The sequence below is a fragment of the Saccharophagus sp. K07 genome, from assembly GCF_014336955.1.
GTDB lineage: Bacteria > Pseudomonadota > Gammaproteobacteria > Pseudomonadales > Cellvibrionaceae > UBA5868.
On record NZ_QRAI01000003.1, the window covers coordinates 106,970 to 120,676 of the forward strand.

The 13,707-nt window shown below is 50.5% G+C and carries 12 protein-coding genes; 8 read left to right on the forward strand and 4 right to left on the reverse strand.

Translation table 11 applies throughout. The features are described 5' to 3' along the window. Window positions 1-5: 5 nt before the first annotated feature. The 4 genes from DWB84_RS10185 (at window position 6) to DWB84_RS10200 (ending at window position 4,761) form a co-directional block, all read left to right on the forward strand. Complete coding sequence (locus tag DWB84_RS10185; protein ID WP_187409699.1) at window positions 6-692, forward strand: hypothetical protein; 687 nt, start codon at window positions 6-8, stop codon at window positions 690-692. Next, window positions 673-1,284 carry a hypothetical protein gene (locus tag DWB84_RS10190; protein ID WP_187409700.1) on the forward strand — a complete coding sequence of 204 codons (612 nt, stop codon included), beginning with the start codon at window positions 673-675 and terminating at the stop codon, window positions 1,282-1,284. The genes DWB84_RS10185 and DWB84_RS10190 overlap by 20 nt, the downstream gene beginning before the upstream one ends. A 21-nt stretch (window positions 1,285-1,305) precedes the next feature. Further along, window positions 1,306-2,847, forward strand: a complete 1,542-nt coding sequence (locus tag DWB84_RS10195) for a peroxidase (protein WP_187409701.1) — start codon at window positions 1,306-1,308, stop codon at window positions 2,845-2,847. Between the two features lie 90 nt (window positions 2,848-2,937). Next, the gene (locus DWB84_RS10200; protein WP_187409702.1) at window positions 2,938-4,761 is read left to right on the forward strand and encodes an ABC transporter ATP-binding protein; all 1,824 of its coding nucleotides are present in this window, start codon (window positions 2,938-2,940) and stop codon (window positions 4,759-4,761) included. A gap of 73 nt (window positions 4,762-4,834) precedes the next feature. Here DWB84_RS10200 and DWB84_RS19045 read toward each other — a convergent pair whose 3' ends face one another. Both DWB84_RS19045 and typA read right to left on the reverse strand, forming a co-directional pair. After that, complete coding sequence (locus DWB84_RS19045; RefSeq protein ID WP_255428941.1) at window positions 4,835-4,960, reverse strand: hypothetical protein; 126 nt, start codon at window positions 4,958-4,960, stop codon at window positions 4,835-4,837. A 216-nt stretch (window positions 4,961-5,176) separates the two neighbouring features. Beyond that, a complete protein-coding gene (typA, locus tag DWB84_RS10205; protein WP_187409703.1) occupies window positions 5,177-7,000 on the reverse strand; it encodes a translational GTPase TypA in 1,824 nt (607 codons plus the stop codon). Between the two features lie 288 nt (window positions 7,001-7,288). On the opposite strand from typA, the gene DWB84_RS10210 reads away from it, so the two are divergent. The 3 genes from DWB84_RS10210 (at window position 7,289) to DWB84_RS10220 (ending at window position 9,673) form a co-directional block, all read left to right on the forward strand. After that, window positions 7,289-7,855: a porin family protein gene (locus tag DWB84_RS10210; RefSeq protein ID WP_187409704.1), complete on the forward strand. Its 567-nt coding sequence runs from the start codon at window positions 7,289-7,291 to the stop codon at window positions 7,853-7,855. A gap of 143 nt (window positions 7,856-7,998) precedes the next feature. Then, a complete protein-coding gene (locus DWB84_RS10215) occupies window positions 7,999-9,063 on the forward strand; it encodes a peptidase M42 (protein ID WP_187409705.1) in 1,065 nt (354 codons plus the stop codon). Between the two features lie 28 nt (window positions 9,064-9,091). Next, the gene (locus DWB84_RS10220; RefSeq protein WP_187409706.1) at window positions 9,092-9,673 is read left to right on the forward strand and encodes a glutathione peroxidase; all 582 of its coding nucleotides are present in this window, start codon (window positions 9,092-9,094) and stop codon (window positions 9,671-9,673) included. A gap of 33 nt (window positions 9,674-9,706) precedes the next feature. On the opposite strand, the gene DWB84_RS10225 is transcribed toward DWB84_RS10220, so the two are convergent. Both DWB84_RS10225 and thiI read right to left on the reverse strand, forming a co-directional pair. Continuing rightward, a complete protein-coding gene (locus DWB84_RS10225; protein WP_187409707.1) occupies window positions 9,707-10,096 on the reverse strand; it encodes a hypothetical protein in 390 nt (129 codons plus the stop codon). Window positions 10,097-10,201: 105 nt separating this feature from the next. Beyond that, the gene (gene thiI / locus DWB84_RS10230) at window positions 10,202-11,698 is read right to left on the reverse strand and encodes a tRNA uracil 4-sulfurtransferase ThiI (RefSeq protein WP_187409708.1); all 1,497 of its coding nucleotides are present in this window, start codon (window positions 11,696-11,698) and stop codon (window positions 10,202-10,204) included. A 313-nt stretch (window positions 11,699-12,011) separates the two neighbouring features. Between thiI and glnA the strand changes: the two genes are divergently transcribed. Next, on the forward strand, window positions 12,012-13,415 hold the full coding sequence (glnA, locus tag DWB84_RS10235) for a glutamate--ammonia ligase (protein WP_187409709.1): 1,404 nt from the start codon (window positions 12,012-12,014) through the stop codon (window positions 13,413-13,415). The last annotated feature ends 292 nt before the right edge of the window (window positions 13,416-13,707 follow it).

Consider the following 13,707-nt stretch of genomic DNA (forward strand, 5'->3'; position numbering starts at 1 on the left):
CAGGTATGTCCAATATCGCTGGCAAGTCATACGCCATGACTGTTATCACACCCATTCCCAAAATATGGGCTTGGGTTAATTTATTGAAATTTTGGTATTCTAAAAATATCAGAAAGAAAAAGTCATTCGGGTTACAAACACTTTCCCTGATTCATTATGCCCGCTGGGTTATCATTCGGCCCAGTCAATTTCCCCGCCTCTCCAGCAATCAGCCCAAGGAAGATTTGCACTACGCCTATATGCTGTTTTTCTCCAATTTCAACGGCAGCTGGTCGCAATATGTCGACTCTTTTCATATGGCAATACCAAAAGGGCTGGATCGCATTTGGAAACACAATTTCAAGTATCCCAAATCGGTTCCTCTGCAACCTTTTCATCGCTATATCCTCCACAACCAGATCTGGACAGATCATTATTACAATGCTTATCCACTGGCCTCTTCCAATGACGTGAAAGCCGCCATTGCTTTGCGAGCGGCTTTATTAGAATTCATCAAACAAAGCGAAAATATGTCGCCAGAAGAGTTTCAAAAAGCCTACAAAGCATTCCTTTTCTACAACCAGCAACATATTGCAAAAATGCACTCAGCGCCTGTCATCAACCTTGCCGATCAGGCCAAGGTTGAGCGCGTGCGCCTTATCGAATCATATGAAAAGACATTGAGGGACGAGCATGGCAAACCTAATTTCTGAACCCACCCCATTGACCGTGTTAAGCCCAATAAAAAATGGTGATGATGGAAGTCAGACTTTTGCCTCGTTAACGCGAAAGTATTTGCAAAGCCTAGACATCCATGAAAAAAGTCCTATGGCCAAGGTTCCCAATACTTTTCTCTGTCGTTTCTTTGTCCTTAATGATGTTTTTTTCGAAGGCTCGCCAGGAAAAGTAGATCACTTGAAATCCAAGTATTTGGTATTCTGCTGTAATTTTCATGGTGATCTGAATACCTATTTGCGCGAATTTTGGCAAAACGCACAACAGGAAGCCCAAAAAATCTGGAGGCATTGTGTCGCCTTCGAGCAAGTCCACGACGCAGAATCGTTTATTGATTACATTAAGAAATGCGAACTCAACACCACCATCTATTTTAATGGCTCAACAGGTCTGCCACTGGATGAGCAGTTGAAAGCGCTTTATTTGAAACAGGAATTTTCACAATTTGCGTGTGAAAAACAAGGACTTTCGGCAGAAGCTTTATTTGAAGCTTTCCAGGAGTTCGTTGAGCGCACACGTCCAGCAGATCTTACCGGCCCCACCTGGAAGCCGGGACAAAACACGCTTTGATCATAGAAAAAGGAAATTTTTATGCCCGACCAACATATTGATCTCAATGATATTCAAGGCAATATCGTAAAAGCCTACGGCCGATTTGGTTATCCGAAAGCGCGCTATATTTTTTTCCAGTTTCACGATGTAGAAGCAGGGCGAAATTTTATCAGAGACCTTCTGCCCCTTATTACAACCGGCCGCCCTTGGTGCAAAGACCAACCACCATCAGCCACAACCAATATTGCTTTTACTTACCAGGGGCTTAAACATCTCGGTTTGCCTACCAAAACGCTGCATAGTTTTCCTGAAGAATTCAGCATGGGAATGAAAGCCAGAGCTGACATATTAGGAGACGATGGCGAGAGTTCGCCGACAGAGTGGGATCCCATATGGCATCACGACAAATATATTCATATGTTTATGTCGATCAACGCCAAGTCGCTGGAAGCTCTGGAAGAGCGCTATAAGAAAATACAAGATCTACTGAAAAAAAGCTCCGGATTAGTGACCCAGCTCCGCGGACACAGAGACGGCCAGAGAGACGATTTACCTTATCAGGAAGCCAGCGCAATTTTTGTCGATGGCAAGCCCACACCCACAGAACATTTCGGTTATCAGGATGGCATATCAGACCCTTATTTCAAGGGCAGTGGCGGCAACCCTCTCAATGTCGTGGGAGGCGGCAAACCCACTCGCGGCGACCCAGCGACGTTGCAAGGATGGGAGCCGCTGGAAACCGGCGAATTTATTTTGGGTTATCCGGACGAAACAAAAGAATTACCCATAGCACCTGTGCCGACACTTTTATCCTTCAACGGCACATTTATGGTGTATCGCAAACTTCACGAAAAGGTCAAAACATTTCACGACTACATAAATAATGTCGGCAAGGATTTTCCAGGAGGCCCAGAGGCAGTGGCCGCCAAAATGGCTGGGCGCTGGCGCAACGGGGCACCTCTAGTGTTATTTCCGACGCGGGAGGAGGCCAATGCATTTGCGCAGGAATACGAAAAGGCCCGCGAATTAGCAGCTACTTCTGCCAAAGGGAAGAAGCGCTATGAGGAACTGCGCCTTAAAAGGACCGGCTTTAATTTCGGTAATGATCTCGCAGGAAGCCGATGCCCTATGGGCGCCCATATCCGCCGCGCAAATCCGCGCGGCTGCCTGGAATTTGGCATAAAAGACGCGTTTGCTACGCCAGGTGCGTTGGATAATCGCCGGCGCATTCTGCGGCGCGGCTTGCCCTACGGAGAAGTGACCAATCCGCTCTCCGACGATGGCGAACACGGCGTTATTTTTATGGCCATAGGCACCAGCATCGAGCGACAGTTTGAATTCGTGCAACAGCAGTGGATCAACTACGGTAACGATTTCAAATTATCCAACCAAAAGGACCCATTGCTTGGCAATCACGACGGCAAAGATATGTTTATGATCGAAGGCGGCAGTCCGGACAATCCACCATTTTTTTGTCCGGAGATTCCTCGGTTCGTTACAACGCGCGGCGGCGAGTATTTTTTTGTGCCCGGCCTCACCGCGATCCGCATGATTGCAGACAACCTGATCGATCCCACATAAACCGAAGCGGCGACCTCAAGTCGCCGTCCAAACCAGCACGCCGCTGTGGCATACTCCCCGCCTCGCAAATAAACTCGTTGAGTCAGGCGGATGTTTACGTTTTTCGAAAAATTATTAAATCCTTTTCCCAACACTCCCTCGCAACAGCCACCAGCTACCTTCTTTGCTTTCTGCCGTCACTATTGCCGAGGCAGCTTGCCGTTTCTCGCCCTCATGGCGGTGTTGACTGCGTGCGTAGCTCTTATTGAGGTTTCACTGTTTCGCTTTCTCGGTCATCTGGTCGATTGGCTGACAGAATATTCTCCGGCGGAATTTTTCGAACAGACCGGTAAGCAAATATGGTGGATGGCATTATTGGTTCTCGTAGGATTGCCGTTGACAATTTTTTTCCACGCCAGCGTCATTCACCAAACTCTGCTCGGCAATTTTCCCATGCGCATTCGCTGGCAAGCGCATCGCTATCTGCTAGGGCAGAGTTTGAGTTTTTATCAGGATGAATTTGCCGGGCGTGTCGCGACCAAACTGATGCAAACATCGCTGGCTGTGCGCGAAACCCTGATGAAATTGCTCGATGTGTTTCTCTACAGCAGCGTATTTTTCATCGGCATTCTCGCTATGACGGGAGCCATGGATTGGCGTATGACCTTGCCATTTATCGCTTGGCTGGTGCTTTATATAGGGACGCTTTGTTATTTCATTCCACGCTTGCAAGACATAGCGCAAAAGCAAGCTGATGCGCGTTCGGAAATGACCGGACGCATAGTGGACACCTACACCAATATCACCACAGTCAAATTATTCTCCCATTCGCGCCGCGAAGCCGATTACGCGCGCGAAAGCATGGACCACTTTCTGCAAACGGTATATCCGCAAATGCGCTTGGTCACCAAGTTTGTGACAACCGTGTGGACGCTTAACGCCCTGCTGATTTTTACCGTCTGCGCTCTGTCGATCTGTCTGTGGTCCAGCGAAAGCATTAGCACCGGGGCAATCGCTGCCGCTGTCGGTGTCGTTATGCGCTTATACGGAATGTCCCAGTGGGTCATGTGGGAAGTATCCGGATTATTTGAAAGCATCGGAACGGTTTATGACGGCATGCAAACGCTTGCACGCTCGCAGCAAGTCGTTGACCGCGAGAACGCACAACCGCTCAAAATCGAACGCGGACAAATCGAATTTCGCAATGTGTCGTTTCATTACGGCAAAGGCAGCGGTGTTATCGAGGAATTTAATCTGCTCATTCGCCCGGGCGAAAAAGTGGGTTTGGTGGGGCGCTCCGGCGCTGGCAAAAGCACTCTGGTGAATTTATTGCTGCGTTTTTTTGATGTAGAAAAAGGCGAGATTTTTATCGACAACCAAAATATTGCCCATGTGCAGCAGGAATCTCTACGGCAGAACATCGGCATGGTGACGCAGGACACTTCCCTGTTGCACCGCTCGGTGCGAGAAAATCTGATTTACGGTCGTCCGGACGCGACGGATGCACAGGTGCGCGAAGCGGCGCGTCAGGCGAAGGCTGACGAATTTATCGAAACGCTACACGACCATCAGGGCAGGCAGGGTTACGACGCCCACGTAGGCGAACGGGGCATTAAATTGTCCGGCGGACAGCGCCAGCGCATTGCAATTGCCCGAGTCCTGTTGAAAAACGCCCCGATTTTGATACTCGACGAGGCCACCTCCGCGCTCGATTCAGAGGTGGAAGCGGCAATTCAGGAAAACCTGTATCAATTGATGGCGGATAAAACGGTGATCGCCATTGCCCATCGCCTGTCGACGATTGCAGCCATGGATCGATTGGTGGTGCTGGATGAAGGGAAAATTGTGGAACAGGGATCCCACCACGAATTGCTGGCAAAAAACGGGATTTATGCCCAGCTATGGGCACATCAATCCGGCGGATTCCTCGGCTAATGTCTTAACAACCAACGGGTGTGGATAAACGGAACAAAGCTTGTGATCGCAGGATGTTAGCCAAGCTTTGTAATTAACGACGTCGTTTGCGTTCGATATCTTCGATGCGCACGACTCGGCGCTGCGGTTCCTGTTGGGCATTGAGGAAAAAGCTTCCAACAATCAAAGCAAAACCCAGGAACATAAGAGCGTTAACCATATAAACCTCGCTACAGCTTTCGCTTTTTATAGGCGATCCCTCAGGACGGATGTCAGCCAAGTCCGTCGACGGAACTTGTCCCTTAATCGGACAAGACATAGCCGCGCTAGTTCGCGGCGACTATGTACTAAGGGTGGGTCTATCGGTGAGGAATTGCAAGCCAGAGAGGTGACGCATTCGTCAGATTTGCTGTGAAAGGGCGCTAATAAGCGCCCATTAATCACCGAGTTTGCTGTTTTTGGCTCGCTTGCGCTCGTTTTCGGTCAGCAATTTCTTGCGCAGGCGAATATGGTTTGGAGTTACCTCAACCAGTTCATCGTCCTCAATAAATTCCAACGCCTGCTCCAATGAATGGCGGATCGGCGGCGTCAGAATCAAAGCTTCGTCAGAACCCGCTGCGCGAATGTTGGTGAGCTGCTTCGCCTTGGTGGGGTTTACAACCAGGTCGTTGTCGCGCGAGTGGATACCGACGATCTGACCTTCATACACCTCTTCACCATGGCCAAGGAACAGACGGCCGCGCTCCTGCAAGCTGTACAGGGCATACGCCAGAGTCTTGCCGCGTACCATGGATACCAGAACGCCGTTTTTGCGCTTAGCCACTTCACCTGGCTTGGCAACGTCATAGCGGTCGAACACGCTGGTCATAATGCCGGTACCGGAGGTGAGCGTCATGAACTGACCGCGGAAGCCGATCAGGCCGCGCGACGGAATGGTAAACATCAGGCGGACTCGGCCTTTGCCGTCCAGCTCCATATTGGTCAACTCGCCACGGCGCAGTCCCAGCTCTTCCATCACAGAGCCTTGGTGCTGTTCTTCTACGTCGATCACGACCTGTTCGTAGGGCTCGTGTACCACACCGTCCACTACCTTTTGGATTACTTCGGGGCGGGATACACCCAGCTCGAAGCCTTCGCGGCGCATATTTTCGATCAAGACCGACAGGTGCAATTCACCGCGACCGGAGACGATGAATTTATCCGGACTATCCCCCTGACGTACGCGCAAGGCAACGTTGTGAATCAGCTCCTGATCCAGACGCTCTTTGATATTACGGGAGGTCACATATTTGCCATCCAAACCGGCAAACGGTGAGTCGTTGACCTGGAAGGTCATGCTGACCGTCGGCTCGTCCACCGTCAGAGGCGGCAGAGCTTCGACTTTTTCCGGCGCGCATAGCGTGTCTGAAATCCCCAACTCTGCAACACCTGTGATACAAACGATATCGCCAGCGGTTGCCTTGCTGGTTTCCACCCGCTCCAAACCGTGGAAGCCCATTACCTGCAGGATTTTGCCACGGCGCTGCTTGCCTTCGCGGTCGACAACGATGATTTGCTGGTTGGGACCGACACTGCCGCGGGTAATACGACCGATACCAATAACGCCCACATAGCTGCTGTAGTCGAGGGCGGAAATCTGCATTTGAAACGGCCCGTCGAGGTCCACTTTGGGTGGGCTGACCTTGTTGACGATCATCTCGAACAAGGGCGTCATGTCAGACGCCATATCGCTCGGATCCAGTCCGGCGATACCGTTAAGTGCCGAGGTATAAACGATAGGGAAGTCCAACTGTTCATCGGTGGCACCGAGGCGGTCGAACAAATCGAATACCTGGTCGATCACCCAGTCCGGACGTGCACCTGGACGGTCGATTTTGTTCACCACAACGATCGGCTTTAATCCGCGCTCGAATGCTTTACTGGTTACAAAGCGGGTCTGTGGCATAGGGCCATCCACCGCGTCGACCAGCAAACATACGCTGTCGACCATCGACAATACGCGCTCCACTTCACCGCCGAAGTCGGCGTGTCCGGGGGTGTCTACGATGTTGATTCGATAGTTATTCCATTTGATGGCGGTGTTCTTGGCGAGAATGGTGATGCCTCTTTCGCGCTCCTGGTCATTGGAATCCATGATGCGCTCAGCACCCAGATCTTTACGATCCAATGTGCCAGATTGCTGCAACAGCTTGTCGACGAGTGTGGTTTTGCCATGGTCTACGTGGGCAATAATCGCAATATTGCGGAGATGTTCGATCACTTGGGGGGACCTCTAAGATGGGCGGGGGCGCGGACGGCGCGCATTATAGCGGTACCCTTTTTCCAGCGATAGCGCTGAGAGGTGCTACAGTTAACATTAAATGTACTAGGTGATTGACTTGGTTTGACTTTCCTGGCAATTCGCAGAATACTTGCCGAGGCGCTGGACGACGCCAAGTCGTCACCTCTTACAACAAAACACCGCGTTTTGTAGCACGTGATAAACCCGGGTTTTATTGAACAATAACAACGCGTTAGGCCGCTGGAAATTCCCTGGAGACCCTCTGGTATGAAGAAGCTATTGCTTTTAGGTTTGTCGACTTTTGCCATTTCTGCCCATGCATGGGAACCAAGTTATTACGTAGGAGCAGGCATCTCTCCGTGGAAAGTCCAATCACACGCAAACTCATTGGATTTCAGCGTACAAACTCTCGAAGGCTTTGGCGGCATAGTATTGTTCCCTCATATATCCCTTGAAGTTCGTGCCGGCGCCGGTATCAATGAAGGACGCGACACTTTCTATTACGTTGACATAGATCCGGATACCGGGGACGACGCCTTGTTCGCCCAACCATTCGGTCTCGAAATCACCTATTTCGCCAGCGCCTATTTCCGTCCATTTATCAGCAATGAGAAAGCCACTCTGTACGGTTTGCTCGGCGTGACTACTCTTGAATTTGACACCAATCTGGGCGGCCTGACTGAAGACGATACAGACACCGCGGCCTCATTCGGCGTAGGCGTCAGCTTCACTTTATCTCCGAATATCCAACTTAACGCCGAATGGAAAAAACTGATCAACGCGGATGAATTTGATATTCGCGGCGGCACCGTTGGCTTTAGCTATCACTTCTAAGCAATACCCCAATTATCTACCTCCCGGCCATCACAAGGCCGGGATCTCCCTCCTTCATACCTCGTACCATTCTCGCCAATTGTTCTGTATAGAACTCCGGTGTTCCGATAAGATTTGCTGCGACCAATCGGCGGGCGGCACTCATGCAACATGACCTTTACGAATTTCTCGATATTCTCAAAATTCTGATTCGCCATCCGAGCGTGGTCAGTGCAGAGCATTCATTTTTCCGCGTCTTACAACGGGAGCTGGAAGAAATCGGTGTAAAAGCTACCTGGTATGAAGGATTGCTGGTAGCACAAGGTAATAAACCCGATAGCCGCTATTTATCCGCACACATTGACCGCCATGGGTTGATCTGCACCGGGCCAAATGAATTTCAGTACGCAGCATTTATTGCCAGCAACCGTGGCGATTTGATTGGCGATTCTGTTTCCGAACAAACCTTTACCAAAATCTCTGAGCGCTATCACGGCGCTGCCGTCAGCGCTTATGAACCCTGGTCCGGCGTGTATCGCGGCCAAGGCGTTATCGACCGCGCTTATGTGTGTCCGCATCGCGGCAACATGGTGTTCGAAATTCACGGCCTGGAACATGTGGTGGCGGGCACACCAGTTGCATTTCAAGACAAATTAAAAATATCTGGCCAGCGCATCAGCGCACAATTGGATAACGTGTTCTCTGCCGCAGTGATTATCTATTTGTTTCGCCGCGGCTACCAAGGCACTGCATTTTTTACTGCGCAGGAAGAAGCTGGCCGAAGTTGGCGCTTTCTGCTCGAATGGTTTCAACGTTTTGCCAACAGCACATCGCAACTGATTGTGCTGGATACCAGCCCTTACGCCACCACTGAGGAGGCAGAAGCGCAACACCTGGTTTTGCGTAATTGCGATAGCAATGCCGCTTTTCATCCAGACATGGTTCGCGAATTGGAAAACGCCTGCCAAATTCTCGGTATCCGTTACGGATTTAAGGACGAATATATTGCAAAAAAAAATATCGAACGAAAAAATCAGGGAAAAAATCCGTTTTCTCTCGGCAGCACAGAACTCGGCAGAATCATTAATGCATCAAAAGGACTTATTCAGGGCGCCACATTGCAGGTGCCAACCACGGGTTATCACACCACCGAAGAAACCTGCGCACTCTCCTCTGTCGGCGCCATGATTGAACTTTTGAAATACTACACAATCGATATCAACCCCTGATTGCCACATAGCTCGCGAGGATGCAGCCATGAAGCCACTTACCATATTTTCCAATTTATTGATTCCATCCATATTAGCCCTGACAGCCACTTGGGCAACTGCAGATGAAGCCTCCTGTCCTGATTATCTCAATGCAGAACTGCGCCGCTTGCATTCAAAAGAAACCGCCAATCTCTGTTCATTTTTTAAAAGCGACAAACCTATATTGGTCGTCAATACGGCAAGTAATTGCGGTTACACCGGTCAATTTGGCGATCTGGAGAAGCTTTATCAAAAGTACAAAGATCAAGGCTTGGTAATTCTCGGATTTCCATCAAACAGTTTTAATCAGGAAGAAAAATCGGAAGAAGCAACTGCCACTGTCTGCTTCAAAAATTTCGGTGTCACTTTCCCAATGTTTGAGCATGTGGATGTCAAAGGAAAAAATGCGCATCCACTGTTCAAATACCTTGCGCAAAAAACGGAAGAACCGGCCTGGAATTTCAACAAATATTTAATTGATGGTGGTGAAATTACTCATTTTGGCTCGAAGGAAAAGCCGCTGGAGTCAAATCTGGAGAAAAAGATCAGCGCTTCGCTAAATCACTCACATCACAGTCATCATCATTAATTGGCTTCTGGGATTCCACTGCTGGCCTGCCGATTAACGCGGCGGCCAACCAAAGGGATTTTTATTATCGCTTTGTTTTCCCTCTGCCATATCCAATTGCACCAATTTGCCATTTTCCGCATCTATAACACATAGAAATTGCAGATCAACGCTGTGAGGTGGATTGATCTGGGCAAAAAAGAGTATACGGTGGCGCCCAGCCGCTTTATCAAAGCGGCTGGAGGATTTATCAAAATTGAGGCTGCGGAGCTTTTCCCCTAAACGAGTGCGAATTTCTTTTTCGCAGGATGCAACTGCATTATCAAACGAGACTGTTGCGGAAGAATCCTCGCCAAAAATAGGAAATAATTTGCTTAGCACATAAAGCGCAATGATCAGACAAGCGAATACAATGATCCAGATTTGCTGATACTTCGCTTTCATAATCACCGCCCTCGTTTGAGTGTCGATGCAGCGCGACTGCTGGCAGTCGCAACTCCAATAGCAAAGTCAGGCCCCCGCAACAAAATCAGGTATGGCCTCCTGAAATCAACCTTCCGGAATATTCGCGTTATTATTTTTCGCTTCCGCCGGACGATACACTCCAACATTATTGAAACCCGCATCGCGCAGATGCGCAGCGTGGAGCTGACTCATCACTCCTCGCTCGCAATACAACAAATACTCCTGCGATGCATCCAGACGCGGGAACTCGTTATTTAAACTATAGAAAGGAATTGCCAATGGCGCGACTTTATCGCCTAGACGCAGGGGTTTGAGCTCACGCTCGTCTGGATGGCGAATATCGATAATGACCTGAGTCGCGGAAGGTGCCTGAACCTCCGGTACCTGAGTCACCCCGCGTTCCACATCGCGCATCACTGCATCAATCGGTTGCACCCGCGCGCGCGTCAGCGCATCTTCCAATACGCTCAGATCCATCTTCTGTTCTTCCGCTTCCACCTTGTCCAGACGCAAATGAGCTGACGGTCGTACGGAAATCACCCCACAGTATTCCGGCATCGCGGAAGCGAAATGTTCCGCTCCAATTTCACGGCACTGATCGATAATCTGTCCCTTATCCATAAAAGCCAAAGGTCGCAACACCAGCTTGGTACTGGCGCGGTCAATAATGGCGAGATTGGTCAGAGTCTGGCTGGACACTTGTGCCACCGCTTCACCGGTTACCAGCGCATCCAGGCCCGCCCCATCGGCCACCTGACTTGCCGCCCGCAGCATAAACCGCTTCAAAATCACCCCCATGCAGGAAGGATCAACCTTGGTGAGTATTTCGTTCACGACGCCATCGAAGGGGACGGTGACAAATTTAACGCGGTGGGAGGAGCCGAAACGGTTCCAAAGATAGAAGGCGATTTCCTTAACACCCAACTCATGCGCCAAGCCGCCGAGATTGAAAAACAAAAAGTGGGTGCGCAGGCCGCGCTTAATACTTTGATAACAGGCCACGGTCGAGTCGAAGCCGCCGGATACCAGAGACAGCACCGCTTCTTGCGACCCGAGGGGAAATCCGCCAAGACCCGGGAAGGTATGCTCGACTATATAAACTGTGTCATGCCGAATCTCTAAGCGCACCACGTGGTCCGGGTTGTGGAGATCAACGCCCGCTGCTCCAGTTTCGTGCAATAACCGACCGCCGAGGTAGCGCTCCAAATCGGTGGAGGTGAAATCGTGCTTGCCGGTTCGTTTAACCCGCACGCAAAACGTTTTTCCCGCCAGCGCACTCTCCCATGCCCGCAACACATGCTCATAAATCTCCTCCTGCGACGCCAGCGGATAGGCACGCACGCGGGCAAACTTGCCGATGCCGGGAACCCGCGCCAGAAGATCTGCCACCGCTCGAGCGCGCTCTTCGTCCTCCCCGGGAACGAATACTTCCAGGTTGTCCCATTCCTGATTAACTTTCGCCTCCGGATCGAAGCGGCGCAGCAGTATGCGCAGGTTTTCGGTCAGCTGGCGGCTCATGCGTTTGCGCACGGGACCACTCTTGATAGTGATTTCAGGAAAAAACTTAAGGATGAATTTCATGGAAGCTCGATCGTTAAAGTGGGGCAAAACGGCAGGTACGCACCAAACCTGAGCGGATTACACTATGTTCGCACCAAAACAAATCACTATTTTGGTGCACTTTGTCCGCCAAATCGCACAAGCCTAGCGGATCTCCGGGCTGGAACGAGGCGCAAAATTATGGCACATAACTTGCCAACGGTTATGCGACTGTTGTCCTTGCTTATTGGTTGGGAAACTCTTAGATTGCCGCCCCTAGCAGAACAGCACCATCCCCCAAAAATTTTTAATCCCTAACAACCATTTGGCCTGAGGCCATAGTTGGAGACCCCTCATGTCAGAGAAGACTCTGAAACTCATAAAAGACAATGACGTGCGCTGGATCGACCTGCGCTTCACCGACACCAAGGGCAAAGAACAACACGTGACTTACCCTGCAAGCATTGTCGATGAAGGATTCTTCAGTGAAGGCAAGATGTTCGACGGATCTTCTATCGCTGGCTGGAAAGGCATCAACGAATCCGACATGATTCTTATGCCCGACGACTCTACAGCAGTGCTCGACCCGTTCTATGAAGAGCCTACTGTAATCGTACGCTGCGACATCGTTGAGCCTTCAACTATGCAAGGCTACGACCGCGACCCTCGCTCCATCGGTAAGCGCGCAGAACAATACCTGAAATCAACTGGCCTGGGCGACGTCGCTCTGTTCGGACCTGAGCCAGAATTCTTCATCTTCGACAGCGTTCATTACCACTCAGGTATGGGCGGCGCTTTCTACAAGATCAAATCTGAAGAAGCGGCTTGGTTGTCTGGCGAAGAAGTTGAAGGCAAACACGGCCACGCTCCCCGCGTAAAAGGCGGTTACTTCCCTGTAGCTCCGATCGACTCTCTGCACGACATCCGCGCTGCCATGTGTAATGCCATGGAAGCAATGGGTCTTGAGATCGAAATTCACCACCACGAAGTGGCGAACGCCGGTCAGTGCGAAATCGGCGTAGGCGCCAACACTCTGGTGAAGAAAGCGGACGAAGTGCAGATCCTCAAGTACTGCGTTCACAACGTCGCTCACCAATACGGCAAAACCGCTACCTTCATGCCTAAGCCGCTGATCGGCGACAACGGTTCCGGTATGCACGTTCACCAGTCTTTCTCCAAAGGCGGTGTAAACCAGTTCGCTGGTGATGCTTACGCTGGTCTGAGCGAAACCGCTCTGTACTACATCGGCGGTATCATCAAGCACGCTAAAGCGTTGAATGCTTTCTGTAACGCATCCACCAACTCTTATAAGCGTCTGGTTCCTGGCTTCGAAGCTCCAGTTATGCTGGCTTACTCTTCACGTAACCGTTCTGCGTCAATCCGCATTCCGTTCGTACAGAGCGCCAAAGCCAAGCGTATCGAAACTCGCTTCCCTGACCCGACTGCCAACCCTTACCTGGCATTCGCTGCCTTGTTGATGGCTGGTTTGGACGGCGTTCAGAACAAAATCCACCCAGGCGAGCCTGCTCACAAAGACTTGTACGACCTGGAGCCGGAAGAAGAAGCCGAAATTCCAAAGGTTTGCGCCTCTCTGGAAGAAGCTCTGCAAGCTCTGGAAGCGGACCACGAGTTCCTTACCCGCGGCGGTGTGTTCAGCAAAGACTTCATCGACTCTTACATTGAGTTGAAGCGCGCTGAGATCCAACGCGTCAACATGACTCCGCACCCGGTAGAGTTCGAGTTGTACTATTCCGTATAACCGAGTTGTACTTCCGCATCGCAACAAACCCCGCCTCGGCGGGGTTTTTTTTATTTCTTTCCTGCACCAAATTTTGTCCCACCCATGCACAAAAATAGTGCAATCATGCTCCATACTGAGTCCAATTACTGCTTTTTACTGATGGCGTTTTAACCCGTTTTCAGCCGTTTTTCTCTACCGAGATCAAGGCCTTGTAAACGCTTGTCCAAAAACCAAATAAATCAGGGAGTTAGTAGCCGGTCGCTGATCCATTTTTGAGCCTGCTGCACCGAAAAAGGCTGACATTCAAAAC